This window comes from Borrelia persica No12 (assembly GCF_000500045.1).
In the GTDB taxonomy this organism is placed as follows: domain Bacteria; phylum Spirochaetota; class Spirochaetia; order Borreliales; family Borreliaceae; genus Borrelia; species Borrelia persica.
The window spans coordinates 1-17,438 of sequence record NZ_AYOT01000225.1 but is presented as its reverse complement, the minus strand read 5'-3'; the positions used below and the strand labels follow the sequence as shown (position 1 = coordinate 17,438).

General features: G+C 26.6%; 12 protein-coding genes, 2 tRNA genes and 1 pseudogene. 12 read left to right on the top strand and 3 right to left on the bottom strand.

Features of this window, described 5'->3' with window-relative positions; all coding sequences use genetic code 11:
* Window positions 1-8: 8 nt before the first annotated feature.
* From prmC to U881_RS0108835, 3 genes and pseudogenes are all read left to right on the top strand, one after another.
* A pseudogene (gene prmC, locus U881_RS0108845) lies at window positions 9-861 on the top strand (peptide chain release factor N(5)-glutamine methyltransferase).
* Window positions 827-2,830 (top strand): RelA/SpoT family protein, encoded by a 2,004-nt coding sequence (locus tag U881_RS0108840; RefSeq protein WP_024654066.1) that lies wholly within the window; start codon window positions 827-829, stop codon window positions 2,828-2,830. The pseudogene prmC and the gene U881_RS0108840 overlap by 35 nt, the downstream one beginning before the upstream one ends.
* On the top strand, window positions 2,820-5,075 hold the full coding sequence (locus U881_RS0108835; protein WP_024654065.1) for a ligand-binding sensor domain-containing protein: 2,256 nt from the start codon (window positions 2,820-2,822) through the stop codon (window positions 5,073-5,075). The genes U881_RS0108840 and U881_RS0108835 overlap by 11 nt, the downstream gene beginning before the upstream one ends.
* Here the strand turns inward: U881_RS0108835 and U881_RS0108830 are convergent.
* Both U881_RS0108830 and U881_RS0108825 read right to left on the bottom strand, forming a co-directional pair.
* Window positions 5,056-6,150, bottom strand: coding sequence for a D-alanine--D-alanine ligase (locus U881_RS0108830; RefSeq protein WP_024654064.1), 1,095 nt, complete (start codon window positions 6,148-6,150; stop codon window positions 5,056-5,058). The two genes, U881_RS0108835 and U881_RS0108830, sit on opposite strands and share 20 nt — an antisense overlap.
* A gap of 4 nt (window positions 6,151-6,154) precedes the next feature.
* Window positions 6,155-7,675, bottom strand: a complete 1,521-nt coding sequence (locus U881_RS0108825) for a UDP-N-acetylmuramoyl-L-alanyl-D-glutamate--2,6-diaminopimelate ligase (protein ID WP_024654063.1) — start codon at window positions 7,673-7,675, stop codon at window positions 6,155-6,157.
* 151 nt (window positions 7,676-7,826) lie between these two features.
* Here U881_RS0108825 and U881_RS0108820 point away from each other — a divergent pair.
* The 6 genes from U881_RS0108820 (at window position 7,827) to U881_RS0108795 (ending at window position 13,349) form a co-directional block, all read left to right on the top strand.
* Window positions 7,827-7,899, top strand: a tRNA-Cys gene (locus tag U881_RS0108820).
* Between the two features lie 94 nt (window positions 7,900-7,993).
* The gene (locus U881_RS0108815) at window positions 7,994-9,235 is read left to right on the top strand and encodes a hemolysin family protein (protein WP_024654062.1); all 1,242 of its coding nucleotides are present in this window, start codon (window positions 7,994-7,996) and stop codon (window positions 9,233-9,235) included.
* Between the two features lie 129 nt (window positions 9,236-9,364).
* Window positions 9,365-10,297 (top strand): FtsH protease activity modulator HflK, encoded by a 933-nt coding sequence (hflK, locus tag U881_RS0108810; protein WP_024654061.1) that lies wholly within the window; start codon window positions 9,365-9,367, stop codon window positions 10,295-10,297.
* 1 nt (window position 10,298) lies between these two features.
* Window positions 10,299-11,270: a protease modulator HflC gene (hflC, locus tag U881_RS0108805; protein ID WP_024654060.1), complete on the top strand. Its 972-nt coding sequence runs from the start codon at window positions 10,299-10,301 to the stop codon at window positions 11,268-11,270.
* Window positions 11,271-11,541: 271 nt separating this feature from the next.
* Window positions 11,542-11,614 (top strand) — tRNA-Phe (locus tag U881_RS0108800).
* 196 nt (window positions 11,615-11,810) lie between these two features.
* A complete protein-coding gene (locus U881_RS0108795) occupies window positions 11,811-13,349 on the top strand; it encodes a hypothetical protein (protein ID WP_024654059.1) in 1,539 nt (512 codons plus the stop codon).
* Window positions 13,350-13,353: 4 nt separating this feature from the next.
* On the opposite strand, the gene rsmD is transcribed toward U881_RS0108795, so the two are convergent.
* On the bottom strand, window positions 13,354-13,899 hold the full coding sequence (gene rsmD / locus U881_RS0108790; protein WP_024654058.1) for a 16S rRNA (guanine(966)-N(2))-methyltransferase RsmD: 546 nt from the start codon (window positions 13,897-13,899) through the stop codon (window positions 13,354-13,356).
* An 85-nt stretch (window positions 13,900-13,984) separates the two neighbouring features.
* Here rsmD and U881_RS0108785 point away from each other — a divergent pair, with 85 nt between their 5' ends.
* The 3 genes from U881_RS0108785 to U881_RS11215 all read left to right on the top strand — a co-directional run.
* The gene (locus tag U881_RS0108785) at window positions 13,985-14,815 is read left to right on the top strand and encodes a sugar phosphate nucleotidyltransferase (RefSeq protein WP_024654057.1); all 831 of its coding nucleotides are present in this window, start codon (window positions 13,985-13,987) and stop codon (window positions 14,813-14,815) included.
* Window positions 14,816-16,531 carry a BB_0208 family protein gene (locus tag U881_RS0108780; protein WP_024654056.1) on the top strand — a complete coding sequence of 572 codons (1,716 nt, stop codon included), beginning with the start codon at window positions 14,816-14,818 and terminating at the stop codon, window positions 16,529-16,531.
* A 49-nt stretch (window positions 16,532-16,580) separates the two neighbouring features.
* Window positions 16,581-17,438 (top strand): tetratricopeptide repeat protein (locus U881_RS11215; RefSeq protein WP_024654055.1); only part of this gene is annotated, 858 nt, incomplete at its 3' end.

Sequence of the window (17,438 nt, the reverse complement as noted above, 5' to 3'; positions counted from 1 at the left end):
TTACTTTAATGACAATACAAGAAGCAATAAAACATTCAAAGCAATATAATTTAAACACCATTGAAATTTTATTACTACTCGAAAAAATTTTAAAGATTAGAAAAGAATTAATACTTGCAAAAATAAATCACAATTTAACAAAACAAGAAGAAGATAAATTATTCTCTCAAATAAACAAAATAAAATCAGGAACACCCATAAATTATATAATTGGCACAAAAGAATTCATGGGACTCAAATTCTATGTAAATAAAAATGTATTAATTCCTAGGGCAGATACAGAATGTTTAGTAGAAGAAGCCTTGATTCAAATTAAAGAATACAACTTAAGTAAAATCCTAGATTTATGTTGTGGAAGCGGATGCATCGGATTAACAATTGCATATTACCTTAAACAAAAAGTAACACTAGCAGATATTTCAGATAAAGCCTTAAAAGTATCACTTAAAAACACACAAAGACTAAATTTAACAAAATATATAGAAATACAATATTCAAATCTGTTAAAATACATAAATAAAAAGTTCGAGATAATAATAACTAATCCTCCTTATCTAAATAAAGACGAACTTAGAAAAAAAGAAAAATTAACAAAAGAACCAAGAATAGCTCTTTTAGGATTTGGAAAGGATGGACTTGAGATTTCAAAGAAGATAATAAAACAGGCAAAAGACAAGCTAACCAAAAATGGACTCTTAATATTAGAAATGGCTCCGTGGCAAACAAAATCTCTAAAAAAGTTTGCAATCCAAGAAGGTTTTAAACATTTAAAAACTATATACGATATTGAAAATAGAGAAAGGGCATTGCTTTTAAGGATCAAGAGATGATACAAGTCTACGAAATTGCATATTTACTTAAAATAAATGACATTGATAAATTAAAAAATGTTTTTAAAAAAACTGTCGATAGTACTTATCAAGACGATATTCAAAAAAAATTAATATTTAAAGCTCTTGAAATATCAGAACAATTACACTACGGACAATATAGAGAGAGTAAAGAACCATACGTAATTCACCCAATCATGGTTGCACTATTTCTCATAAAATTTCAGCTAGATTTTAAAACAATAATAGCTGGCCTATTACATGATGTTCTTGAAGACACAAGTGTTAAAAAGGAAGAAATAATTAAAGAATTTGATCAAGAAGTTTTTAGTCTAATTGATGGGGTAACTAAAATTCATGATTTGCACAATAAAACAAGAGCAATCAAAGAAGCAAATACCATTTCAAAAATGTTTTTTGCAATGACCCATGATATCAGAATAATAATAATCAAACTTGCAGACAAATTACACAACATGGCAACTCTTTCTCACTTGCCAAAAAATAGAAGGGAAAGAATTGCAAGAGATTGTCTTGCCACTTACGTGCCAATTGCAGAAAGACTTGGTATTTCTTCCCTTAAAATATACCTTGAAGATCTATCATTAAAATATCTTTATCCAAAAGAATATAAAGAAATAAAGAATTTTTTATCTGCAACAAAGATAGAAAGAGAAAAAAAATTATACAAAGGGAAATTAATAATAGAAAAAGAGCTTAAAAAAATTGGAATTGATGTCACAATCACAGTACGATCAAAACACTTTTACTCAATATTTAGAAAAATGAAAACAAGAAATAACAATATTTCCCAAATCTTTGATACTTTGGGAATAAGAATAATTTGCAAAAAACAAAAAGAATGTTACGAAATACTAGAAATCGTACATAAAGTTTGGAAACCAATACCTGGAAGACTTAAGGACTATATAGCAATTCCTAAGGAAAATAAATACCAATCTTTACATACAACTGTCAGAATACCTGAAGACAATCAATTAATTGAAATACAAATTAGAACAGAAGAAATGGATAGAATCGCCAAATATGGAGTTGCCGCTCACTGGCTTTATAAAGAACAAGTTGAATTAAAAGCTGATGACATATCATTTATTAATCGAATTAAAAAATGGCAACAAGAATCAGCAAATAAAAATCAATACTCAATACATGATATACACAAGGAGCTTCTAAATACATTCATATATGTATATACACCAGAAGGAGAAATAGTGGAACTTCCATTTGGTTCAAACTCAATTGACTTTGCATATGCAATACACACAGATATTGGGGATCAAGCACTTTATGCAAAAATCAATGGCAAAATTAGTGCATTAACCAAACCACTAAAAAATGAACAAATAGTTGAAATATTTACATCTGAGGAGGCAAAACCCGATGCAATTTGGCTCAATAGTGTTAGAACAAAAAAAGCACGTTCAAAAATTAGATCTTGGCTTAATAAAAATGACAATACAATATTTGTAGATAATAATATAATTGCATATCTTATAGGAGCAAACAAAGAACAAAAAAGACTATTTAGTTTATTTAAATCTCTAACAAAATCCAAAATCAAAAGTATTACAATAGCTTCTGACTGCAACCCATTAACAGGTGAAGATATTATAGGCATAATACAAAAAGATACAATAGTAGTTCACAAAGAACATTGTAGGGAAATTACATATCAGAAAAAAAACCATCTTGTAGAAGTAGAATGGGAAGCAACACCAACAAGAAAAGTTTATCATATCATAATATTTTTTAAAAATTTAAAAGACCTGTTTAATTACCTGGATAATCTTTTTACAACATTTGATGTTAGACTAATAAGTGAAAAAATAGAAGATTGCGGAAACGGACATGGAATAATAAATATTATCATATCATCAAACTATAAAAACGTATCAATGATTTTCAATTCACTTAAAGAAAATCCTAACGTACTTCAAATAATGCAAGTGGAAGAAGACATAAAAAATTATGACAATTAAGATATTTTTCTTAATTTTAATACACATATTCACTTCACATAAAACAATAAAAGCAGATAAAGGTGAACCATATAACGAACAAATAATAAAGCACATTACAGAAATCAATATGCTAAACAAATCCTTAGATAAAATAGAAAGAATAAAAAACACATATAATTATATAAAACAATACTTTATAGAAAATCAAATTCAATACAAAGAACACTCCCTCCAAGAAATTGGATTTATTGGATACTCACATAAAACAATTCATACAAAAATAAAAGGAATAGAACAAACTCTCTATAACATCATTATACCAATAGAAACCCAACAAAATTTAAAAAATAACTTAGCAATTGCAATTGCCATCACATTAATAAATAACTTCAAAAACAAAAACATTAAAAACGGCATAAACATCTATTTTATAGAAGATGATTCACACAAACAAATATCAAAAATAAACAGCAGACTACTATCCAATAATAGTATCCTTGAAAAGAATACAAACACAATTTATTTAATGTTAAATGAAGATAAAGAAAGTAACATAATAGAATTTAAAAATCAATCAAATATAATAATTTCAAAAACAAGTTTAGGTTTCTTAAAAAGTTTTATAAAAACATTTGAAAACAACAAAGTAAATTTTAACATATCAAAAATAACCGACAAAAATATTAATGAAATATATAATCTATACATAAAAGAAGAAATTCCAATTTTAATCATAAGTAACAATAAAAATTCACTTTTAAAATATATCAAGAAAAACAACATTCATGACATTTATAAATCAATAGAAGAGGCAATTACAACTGAAAACAACCTTCAAAAGGAAGACATACTACACTATATTATTATAAACACTTTACTTAAAAAATGGATAATCAATGAAAGTACACTTATCATAATCATATATGCCATTTATAATCTTATTATATTAATATGCATTATAAGGTTTAAAAAAACCAGCATCATACTTAGAAAGACAAAAAAAAATTACCATAAAATCATAAAACTATTTTATATATTATTCTTAAGCACCTATATTTCCATTATATTTACAAATAAAATATTATTCACATATGAATATTTAACAGATTATAATACTATAAATCCAATATATTTAATAAATTTCTTTCTAACATTATTTAATTTCAATTTAATATCTTACTTTACATACAATTACAAAATACATCTAAGTATTAGAGAACTTAAATATGTAGCAATATCAATTTCCATCATTGAGCTTGTTACAGTGTTATATATCAAAATAGAATTTATTTTAATTACTATTATAAAAAACATACTAATACTAATCATTCCTGACAAGATAAAAATCTTAAAGAAACTCATAATAATATTTATTTGGTTAATAAACCTTATGTTAATAACATCAATACAAACAACTTTAATGATATCAAAACCCATTGAACTAAGCTATTTCATATCAATATCGCTCTTCTCAGCAATACTTGTCAATATTGTAGAACATTTACACAATAAAACCACAATAATAAAACAGGAGTTTCAAAAATCAGAAAAGATCGAATTTATAATTCTTCTCTTAATAATTGCAATCATCATAATATCACACGACATAGACAAAATTTCAACAATAAAAATATCCCAAACAATAAGATTTCCAGAACAAACTAATGAAATCAATGTCAAATGCCTACAAGACAACAGAAATACAATTCAAATCTCAACACAAAATTTCAATTTAAAGTTAGATAAAAATCAAACACATATACAAAAGAAAAGCAAAATACAAGAAAAATTAATAAACTTATCTTTTGACAAAATAGACGCAGCAGAGAGAGGTATTTATAAAATCAAGATTACCACAAACAAAATGGCAAAACAAATACATTTATACCTAGAACATGCATCAAAACTTATCGTATATCAAAGTAACACACCATACAAAATAGTATCTAACAATATAATATTCACGGTAAACAATATAAAAAGCAATATAATAAACATAACTTTCACGCTTAAGTCCAGTGAAGACATCAGATATAATGCTTTTGCCTACTTTGATGTCAATGAAAAGCATGTAAAAATATACGATCAGCAAACTCAAAAAGAAATAAAAAACATTAATATAGATTACTCATACACAATCAAACATTCTGGAACATTCCCAAAATCTGCAAAACAAGAACTAAACCCCTTCTTCAAGCTCCAAGATGATAAAGAAATCGAAAAGTTAAAAAACTTAAAATCAACTAAGCTTCTAACCTCTTAAAATCAATCCTCTCTTTACGCTTTTCATAACTCTGAAATGCCAAAGATACTAATTTATCAATCAAAGCCTCATAATTAAGACCATCATACTCACACATCTTAGAAAACATAGAAATATCTGTAAATCCTGGAATTGTATTGACTTCATTAACATAAATTGAGTTGGTATCTTTTGCTATCAAAAAATCAATCCTTGCCATCCCTCTAAGTTCCAAATATTTATAAGTCAAAAATGCATATTCTTTAATATCCAATAAATATTTCGTATCAAGATGAGCCGGAATATTAAAAATAATTGAATTTCCAGGCATAGTAGAATATTTAGCATCATAATCATAAAATACAAAATCCTGCACAACAATTTCACCAGGTGTAAATATTTTAATTTGCTCATTTCCAACAACAGCACATTCAATTTCTCTCACCTTCATAAACTTTTCTACAACAACTGTCAGATCATATGCAAAAGCTTCTTCAATACATTTCTCAATCTGAGTAGAATTATATGCAACACTAATTCCAATTGAAGAGCCTAATCCAGCAGGTTTTACAATTACAGGATAATTTAAATTATTCTTTATATCCTCTTCAATTCCCTCTTTGTTTAAAATGTAATCATTTTTTCTAAAACCAATAAAAGGTACTAAAGGTATATTAAAACTTTTAAGCAAAAGCTTACAAAAATATTTATTCATAGAAATAGCACTTCCTAAAATACCGGAACCAACACAAGGAATATCCATCATTTTTACAAATCCCTGAATAGCACCATCTTCACCCGTTCTGCCATGAATAATAGGAAACACAACATCAATCTCAATAGCTTTATTATTCACAAATATTCCACAACCAGGAATTAAACTAATAATAGCAGCACTGTCTCTTTGAATTAATTCAGCACTACTGGGAACAGAATCCAATAAATACCAAATTCCAGTATCCCTATCAATAAAACTTGAAAAAATATTATACCTATCAAGTCTCATACAAGCTGAATAAATCCCATAAGCAGATCTAAGAGAAATTTCATGTTCAAAAGAAACTCCTCCAAATATTAACATAAGATTTTTCTTCATAAAACTAACCTCTATCCTTAGAATTTAAAACAATATCTTTAATGACCGCTTGTTCATCCCAAAAGATATTTTTATCCTTATATATTATTGAATTTTCATGACCCTTCCCAAGAGTAACAACCAAATCACCACTACACGCAATATTTATTGCTTTTTCAATTGCACATCTTCTATTAGAAATAAAAAATAAATCTTCATTTAATGTCTTTGTTACAATCCCCTCCGCAATATCTCTAATTATTTGCATACTATCCTCACCTCTTGGATCTTCATCACAAAGTATTATCACATCCGAATATTCATCTGCAATCTCTCCCTGCAACTTTCTCTTAAGAACATCTCTCTCACCAGCAGAACCAAAAACAGAAATCAAGCGCCTCTTTGCAAGCCTTCTAAATATAGGAAACATCTTAAGAAAAGCCCCTGGTGTATGCGCATAATCAATAATTAAAGAAAACTCCTGCCCAAAGTCAATACTTTGCATTCTTCCACAAAGACTCTTAATATTTAAAAGATTACTTACAATCTTTGAAATATCAACATTCATAAATTGACTAATAACAATCAAAGCTGCCATAACATTCTCAACATTAAAACTGCCCGTAAGATTTACTCTAGCATCATATTTAATATTATTATGATAAAACTCAAACTCAGTAAAACCCATTTGTTCATTAATCTTACTTACAAAAAAATCAGCTTCTGAATTTTTCAAACTATACGTATAAGCTCTTCTAATAGAACTTAAAAATGCAGAAAAATGATTATCATCCATATTAACAATACCAAAACCGCCATTATAATCCGCAGAAGAAAAAAGATTAAGCTTAGCATTCAAATAATTTTGCATGGTACCATGAAATTCAAGATGTTCATGGCTAATATTAGTCAAAACAGCAACAGAATATGCAATATCAAGAAGCCTTGATGTCCTACAATCAAGACCATGAGAAGTTGATTCAATAATAGCATATTCAACATCATTCTCTACCATTTTACTTAAAACTAAATGAATTTCTGTCGATTCTGGTGTAGATTGTCTATAGGGATTTTTTGCTAAAACGCCACTTCCATCTTCAAAGAACACTGTTGAAATAAATCCAACCTTAATACCCATAGACTTTAATAAAGTATAAATATAAAAACAAACAGAACTCTTACCATCAGTACCTGTAACACCAATAATTTTAAGTTTTTTTGAAGGCTCATCATAAAAAACATGAGCAAAATTTGACATAAATCTTTTTATATTGCAAGGATCAATTCTAATATAAGTTACATTGGGATCATAAAAATCAATATCATCAGTATGAACGATAACATTACTACCTCTTCGAATTGCTGACGAAATGAATTCCTGACCATCAAAATGCAGTCCTGGAAGAGCAAAAAAAACAAAATGAGATAAAACACATCTTGAATCATACGCAAGTCCACATATTTCCACTTCACAAGACCCTATAATCTTTTGTATTAGACTTTGATTTAGTTTAGATAAAACATTATTAAGTACTTTTTTATTCATACTCATAAAGTTTACAAAAATAAAACTTATTTTTACATAAAAATTTCAAAAGATAATACTTAAAAAAATTAAATATTAATTAAACTATAAAAGTTCCAAAACACTGTTTACAATTCAAATATTTTTTAATAAACTAACTAATGTTTCATATGGCGCTGTACCCAAGTGGCTAAGGGAAAAGTCTGCAAAACTTTGATTCGCCGGTTCGAATCCGGTCGGCGCCTTGTAAAGAAGGCTAAAACAAAGGTTAACGTATTTTTTTGATAAAGACAAACAAAACTAAAGAAAATGATTTCAAGATAAATTAAAATAATAATTATGTTAGAATTAATCATTATATTCATACTTGTAATACTATCGGCAATTTTTTCAGCATCAGAGACAGCATATACATCATTAAGCCTCATTCAACTTCAAGATATAAAGAAAAAAGGAAAATTAGGAACAGTAGTATACAACTTATCACAAAACCCATCAAAACTCGTCACAACAATTTTAATTGGAAATAATATTGCCAATATAACAGCAAGTACTCTTACAACAAAATTTGTTCTTGATAAATATGGAAACAATTCTCTTGCATTATCAACTGGAATTATAACAATAATAGTACTCATATGCTCAGAAATATTTCCTAAACAGATTGCAATCTTAAATAATGAAAGTATAGTCTTATCTACCTCTATTTTAATTAAAGCATTAACAATAATATTTACACCAGCAATATATATAATTAATGGAATGGTTAAAATTTTATTAAGCCTATGCAAAATAAAAACAAGTCAAAAAATGACTAAAGACAGTATAAGAAATATGTTGTCTCTAGCCGAGAAATTAGGAATTTTAGAAAACGACGACAGAATATTTATGCAAAAAATGTTAAACATAGGAGAAGTTAGGGCTTCTGAAGTTATGACACATAGAACAGAAGTATTCTCACTATCAAGCACATCTAAACTAAAAGACAAAATTAAACTGATTAAAAAAGAAGGATATTCCAGAATACCCGTATATAAAGGTCAAAATAGAGAACAAATAATAGGAATTTTAATAACTAAAGATTTAATTGAAATAAGCAAAAAAAAACTTGAAAAAAGTATTATTAAATTTATAAAACCCGCAGTTTTTGTACAACAAAACAAAAGAATAAAAGAAATACTAGACATCATGAGACAGAAACAAAAAATAATGGCAATTGTTATTGATGAGTACGGAGGATTTTCTGGAATACTTACAGTAGAAGACATAATAGAAAAAATATTTGGTGCAATATTTGATGAATACGATTTTGAAGAGGAAAAACAACTTATTACCAAAAAAGAAGACAATGTTTACTTAATATCAGGAGAGACAACATTTGATGAAATTGAAGAAACAGTGGGAATAAAAATTCAACATAAAGATTATATAAATACAATAGGAGGATATATCATGGACTTACTTGATAAAATACCCACAAAAGGAGAACAAGTTAATACAGAACATGGAGAATACTTAATAGAAGAAATTCAAAATCATAAAATTAAAAAAATAACATTTAAAAAACTTCGAAAGGAATAAATAATTGAAAAATAATTTTTCATTACATAAAATTCAAAATAAACATAAAATACACATTACAAAAAATATTCAGGAATTAATAATAAAACACATATTTTAAAATTAAATAATAAAAAAAGGAGGAAAAAAATGTTAAACAATATCTTAAAATTTTTTAACACAACATATGAATATACAATAATTTTAATTATATTAGTAATAATATCAATAATCACCATTTCAAATGTTTTTGTTGTTGGGCCATCTGATGAAGCAGTTATTCTTCGTCTTGGCAAATTAAATAGAATACTTGAACCAGGTATACATATTAAAATTCCATTAATTGAAGAAAAATTAATTGTACCAGTAAAGATCGTACAAGAAGTTAAATTTGGTTTTAATACAAACAACAATATGAAAATCAATGCAGATGAAGATGAGGGAATAATTATTACTGGTGATTTAAATATAATTAAGGTCGAATGGCTAGTGCAATATAAAATCAGTGATCCATATTCTTTTATGTTCAAAGTAGAAGATCCAGGACAAACCATAATAGACATTGCAAAAGCATCAATGAACAGGCTAATTGGAGACAACACTATTTTTGAAATAATTAACGACAATAGAGTTGGTGTTACAGAAGGAGTAAGAGATTCTATGAATGAAATTATTAAAACATACAATTTAGGCATTGATATTATACAGGTACAAATAAGAAATGCCATGCCACCAAAAGGAAAAGTTTATGAAGCATTTGAAGATGTTAATATAGCCATTCAAGATAAAAATAAATTTATAAATGAAGGAAAAAAAGAATTTAATCAAATAATTCCAAAAATTAAAGGTGAAGCACTCAAACTCATAGAAGAAGCTAAAGGATATAAAGAGAGTAGAATAAATACTGCATTGGCCGATACTGCTTTATTTAATGCAATTCTAAATGCATACACACAAGACCCAGAAATTACAAGAGAGAGAATATATCACGAAGCAATGAAGGAAATCCTTGAAAACAAAGACAATATTGAAATCATTGATAAAAACTTAAACAATTTCCTTCCATTTAAGGAGGTTAAGTAAAATGAAATATATACTAAAATTTTTACTTTATTTTGCCAAAATTCTAGCTTTTACATTAATATTTGGATTAATATTATTAGCCATAACACAACCAATCTACATTTTAAAAGAAAATGAAATATCAATAACTACAAGACTTGGTAAAATTGAAAGAACAGAAGATACAGCTGGACTTAAATATAAAATCCCACTTATTGAAAATGTACACATTTTCCCTAAATACATACTTAGATGGGATGGAGAACCGCAAAGAATTCCAACAGGAGGAGAAGAAAAACAATTAATCTGGATAGATACAACTGCCAGATGGAAAATTGTAGACATTAATAAATTTTATACAGCAATCAAAACAATGCTTAGAGCTTCTACCATAATAAATGCAGCTATTGAGCCTGCAGTAAGAGGTGTCATTGCAAAATACCCTTTACTTGAAATTATCAGAAGTTCAAATGACCCTATTCAACGTCTATCTGATGGCATTTTAACACCACAAAACACTACAAATAATACAACATATAAAATTACAAAAGGCCGCAAAATAATTGAAAATGAAATAATTGAAGTAGCCAATCAAAATACAAAAGATATTGGCATTGAAATTGTAGATGTACTTATTCGAAAAATTGGCTATGATCCAAGTTTAATTGATTCAGTACATAACAGAATGATTTCAGAAAGACAACAAGTCGCAGAAGAACAAAGAAGTATAGGAATTGCTGAAAAAACAGAAATTCTTGGTAGTATTGAAAAAGAAAAACTTAAATTATTAAGCGAAGCAAAAGCCGAATCAGCCAAAATTAAAGCTGAAGGGGATAGTGAAGCTGCAAAAATTTATGCAAATGCATATGGACAAAATGCTGAATTTTATAAATTTTGGCAAGCACTAGAGAGCTATAAAATAACTCTTAAAGATAAACGAAAAATATTCTCAACAGACATGGATTTTTTCAAATATTTACATAATAAAAAATAAGCATAAATTTTATTTAAAACAAAATATTAAATGAATAAATAAGCTAAAAAAATTAAATAAAATGGGTACACACTGCAATATGAAGGCCCATTTTATTTATTAACCTTTAGTTTTTATTCATAAAAATAAAGGTTAATAATACCTGTCATCTATTGTTAATAACAAACATATAAAGATTAAGAAAATAGAACGATACTTTATTTTATTGACAAAAAACTTTGTTTATGAAAGAATTATGTCTGTTAATAAAAATTATAATGTCAAAATTAAAGCCACTGTAGCTCAGTTGGTAGAGCAGAGGACTGAAAATCCTTGTGTCAGGAGTTCGATTCTCCTCGGTGGCAATGTTAACATTGTATAAGATATTCTAAATAAAAGGAGCAAGAACAGACTTGAAGTTCGGTCACTATAAGGCGCTACATAAAAGTTATGTTAACAAATATCATATTATCCAAGTTAATAAATAATAGGACAAACCCTTATCTCATAAATGCAATCGTATTATACTGTGGCAATGTTTGAAGCTTTAAGAGGATTCCAATGATTCTCAAAGAAATAAAAGAAGTAAAAGATTTAACAGAAAAAGATATAATTTTTTCAAATATTGGTAACTTAACTAAATTAAGCACAAAGGTAAATGACAAAATAATAACATTATTAAACAAAGGAAATGTTTCACATATTCCAGTTATAAATAATTACGAAAATATTTCACATGAAAAATTAATCAGTACAATTAATGAAGAACTCTTAGAGAATAAAATAAATTCTTTAAAAGAAGAGTTAATTGAAGCATTAAAAGATATATATAAGCCATTCTCAGAAAAAGACAAAATATTCACAATTTCAGGAAGAAAAACAATAATCAATTTAAATACACTAATGGAAAGAGAACCTGATTCTATTTATGCCAAAGAAATCATCGAAGGTAGCTTTAAGATCTTACCAAGACATAAAATAATATCCATTCAAAAAATATTATCAGAAATATATGATTATTTTGACTTCCAAAAGATAATAGATAAAGACAATCTCCATAATACAATAATAAAAAAATTATATTTATACTCAGTTAGAAGAGACTATGAATTTTTTAGGGGACAAGTACAAACGGAAGGTGATTCTATACTAATGCATGCAGTCGATACAACAATTTACTTTTTATTAACTATTGCACAGTTAAATAAAGAACGAGCGGCAAAAGATGCACCGAGATCAACATCAAAATTTTTTATTGACAAATCACATTACACAGAATTCACAGAATTTTTCTACGATAATGATATAATACTACAAGCTGCATTTGGAGTATTATTACATCCAATCGGACTTATGCATGTCACAATATTACAAAAATTAAGAGATAAAATCAGTCTTAAAAATAAAAATATAGAAGATGAATATATTCCTAAAACAGAATTATTAGAGAAAAGCATTAATGTATCTAAAAATTTATTTAGAATGAGAGAGGACATTTCTGCTATTACAAAAATGATAATTAATGGACAAAAAAATTACCTTAATAGCAAAAATCACGCAGAAACAAAAAAAAAATTCACACATGAACTCATTAGAATTTTTTGCATAATAGATACTTATGATGAGATGATTAACCCAACAATAATCAAAGAACCCGTTAATCCATTAGAAGCCATTGAATTTTTAATTCAAAACAGCGAACAATATTATTGGGATAAAGACAAACCAGAAGAATATTTAAGAAATAAAAAATTTGACATAAAGATGCTAAAAAATTTTCTAAAAATACTTGCACCATTTGATTATGGAGCAATAGTAAATGTATACACAAAGGATTGCGATGAACCCATATTCAAAGCCGTTGTTCTTAAATATACAACAGGTATTTTACCTATCCTATCCATAATAAAACAAAAAGACAAATCATATAAAATTGGAGATATACTACTAAACCTCGAATCTAGAGAAATAATAATAAAAGGACAAAATGGAGAGATTAAAAAAAGTCCATTTAAAAATACTGATAAATTTGAATTAAAGCACAATATTGAAGAACTTAAAAGTCATCAATTTCAATTCTTAGACTCCATTCCAGAATAACAGTTTATACATCAATATTAACTTTAAAAAAATCAAGTTTTGAGCCTCCATATTTTCTAGAATCATACTTTGAAAGTCTTAAAATATTATTATCCAAATTTTCCCTAGTAGGATAATGAATAATAATTTTTGCGTTTTTATTTAGACTTTTATTTTTTGATATTATTTCAAGTAAATTTTCTTTAAAAGGATAGTTAAAGGGAGGATCAAGATAAATCAAATCATAAAAAAGATCACTCCTTGCAAGAAATAACTCAGCTTTCGTAAAAAAAAATCTGTAAGGTTCACTGACAATATCAAAATTTTTAATCAAAACATTTTTAGAGAATTTATTATAATCAACAAGATGTACAAGACTAGCTCCCCTGCTTAAAGCCTCAAGAGACATGATTCCAGTACCAGTAAATACGTCAAGAAACTTAACTCCTAAAATCTGATTAAACAAAATAGAAAAAAATGCTTCTCTAACAACAGCCATCACAGGCCGTACATCACCTACCTTAGGACAAGCAACTTTTAATCCCTTATACTTACCTGCACTCACATGCATAGAAACAAATTTTAAATCATTTTTCAAAAATATTAAATATATATAATCTAAATTTTGATATAATTTTATCTAAGAGAGATAAAATATGAAAGGCATTATATTAGCAGCAGGATATGGTACAAGGTTTTTACCAATAACAAAAACAATTCCAAAAGAAATGTTACCAATTTTAAACAAGCCATCAATTGATTATATTATTGAAGAATTTATCAATTCTGGAATTAAAGAAATACTCATAATAACCTCAAGAAGAAAAAAAGTTTTGGATAATTATTTTGATAGAGAAATTGAACTTGAATATGAGTTTACCAAAAAATGTCAAAAAAATTTGCTAGAACAAATTAAAATTAAAGATATCAATATCTGCTTTATAAGACAAAATGAAATGATGGGAACAGGACATGCTTTGCTTTGTGCAAAACCCTGGGTAGGCAATAAAAGCGTAATAGTTGCATACCCCGATGATTTACACATTGGATCTCCTCCTCTAACAAAACAATTAATAGAATTGCATAAAAAAACTGGAAAAAATATATTATCTGTTATTGAAAACCCTAAAAATATCAATAGATATGGAGTAATAGAATTAAACAAAGACAATATTCATGTAAAAGACATAGTAGAAAAGCCACAAATTGGACAAGAACCAAGTAATAAAGCATCCATCGGAAGATTTTTATATACCCATGAATTTTTTCAATTTCTAGAAGAAGGTTTTCAATTTCATCAAAAAGGAGAATATCATCATATTTATGCTTTAAAAAAACTAATGAATGAAAATAAAGTATTATACAAAAAAATTGAAGGAGAGAGACTTGATATAGGCGATATTGAGGGTTATTTAGAAGCAATCATAAAGATTGCAAAACACGATGACAAATTACTACAGATAATCAAAAATACATTAAGGAATTAAATGAAAATAACAACAAAATATCACAAATTTTATGATGCTCTTAACACACTAAAAAAATACATAAACACAAATGTAGAAGAAAAAATTTTAAAATATAGTATCCTATCAAAACTTTACAAACTTAATGAGCAAGAAATGATAAATCTCATCCAAATAAGTCAAGACTATGAACTAAAAAAAAATACATTAAATATCACACTAGAAGAATATTATTATGAAGAAGTAGAAGACAACAATATAAAAAATTGGATACTAGAAATCATTAAAGAAAAAAATTTACTTCAAATAGAAAAAGAAACTAATCTTCTCAGCAAAAGACCTGGAATAACATATAAAATAAATTCAAGTAACTTTTTAAAAATAATTGAAATACAGAATAATAAGCAATACACGCAAGAAAAAAAAGAATTATATAAACAAATAATATTAAATTTTTCTAATAACTTAAAAATAGAAAATTTAGAACCAACAATAGATATACTAATAGCAGTTAAATACAGAAACAAAGAAAAGATCAAACACATACTTAAAGATAATCTATCATTCCAAAGGCTATTTAAATCAAGCTTAAACCAAAAACAAAACAGAGTAACGAAACTCAAAAAACTGCTTATTCTAACTTACTGGCCAGTAGGATGCCTATCTAAGTCACTTTTTAATAAAATTTTAACAAAAAATTATAGATATATAATAGATGAAGTTTTAACTTTAAAATACGATGAAATTTTAAAATATTTAAAAACAATTAAAACATTTAGTCTTAATGAAATTTTTTATAAAGGCTCAAATAAAAATTCCAATTTCAATTATTTTTTCAGTGAATTTACAAGATATACTCCAAAAGATTTTCAAAACACATTAAAAACGTATTTACTTTCACTTGAAAAAACTGCAATAAAACAATATCTAGAATGGTTTTTTAAAGATAAAGTACCAAATGAATGGGAAGACTTCATTTTTGCAATTGAATATATTGACACTCATAAATTGCTAAATCTTAATGCAAACATAGAAGACATTATCACAGCAAAATTTAAAGCAGAAGAATTTTTTGTATCATTTGAAAGAATGAATTTCAATCCATATGAAAGCTCAAAAATATTTCAAAATAAAGACATGCGAAGGATATTTCTTTTTAAAATAATAAATTACATCAAAGAAAATACAACAAAAGTAGATACATATGGATGGATTTCATTTTACATATATGCAGATAAAGACGATAAAACACAAACATCAAAAGATATAAAACAATTTTTTAAAAGTAAAAATTTCGAAATTCAAAATCAAATATTTGTATATTTCCTATCTTTTTATCCCAATATTGATAAAAAACATTTTGAATTTATATCAGAAATAATGATACATCTTGATTCAAATCAAATCACAATTCCTCAAGAAATAACCCATATGCAAAAAACAGGTCTACATCAATTCAATTACTGTAAATCGTATATTTTTATCAAATCACTAATTTCAAGAACAAGAGTATTTAAAATATTAAATAAAAATATTAAATTAAAATTATTATTTCAACTAACAGAAGTGCAAACAGAAATAGCACTACTCCCAGCCATATACTACATTATTTGCTATTATAAACCAGATGCACTAAAAGAAGAGAAAACAATATTACCTCAACAAAAAGAAGAAATAACAAACTTCATTACATTTTTAACTCAAGAACAAAAGAAATTTGATTTTAAGACACCATAAAATATAGAAATATTTACTAGAAAGTAATAAAATAATACTTATAGAAGATATGAAAAAATGTTTATTATTGCTTAAAAATTTGATTGTCTTGCTTGTTTTATTATTAAATGCAAGTTTAGCATACTCCCAAAGATTAGTTAAACTTGGACAGGAAGAAATAAAAAACAAAAATTATCCACAAGCAATAAAAATTCTCAGCGAAGCTATCCAAAAACATCCAAAAGAACAAGAAGGATACTATTTTTTAGCAATAGCTTATAGAGAAAACAATCAACTAACAGAAGCAGAAGGTGCTCTACTTGATGGAATCGCAATAGGGGGAAATATTGATTACAAATTATATTTTGAATTGGGAAACATAATGTTTAAACGAGGTAAAGGCTATTATAATCTAGCAATAAGGTATTATTCCAGTGCTATTAAAAACATGCCCAACTATGATAAGGCACTCCTCAATAGAGCAAACTCTTATGTTGAACAAGGAAAAATTAATTTCAAAGACAAAGATTATAAAAACGCATGGGATTCATACACTATGGCAATCCATGATTACTCTCAGTTCATCACACTAAGATACGAAAGCGAAAAAAAGAATGCTATTCTACACATGATCGATCTCTTAAGAAATAAAAAATCCGATCTTGAAAAACTTGATAAAACTTTAAAAAACAGAAGTGAAGAATACATTGCCACAGAACAACAAAAAGATCAAGAAAATACACAACAAATTCCAAATGCTCAAAACCAAACAAACGCTCTAAATTTAGCACACGCTCAAAATCTAGCAAACGCTGCACAACAACAGAAAAATGAGCAAGCACAACAAAAACCTGTCCAACAGACACAAAATAATCAATATCCTCAATCTAATCAGCAACTTCAACATAAACAACATCCTAAAAATCTA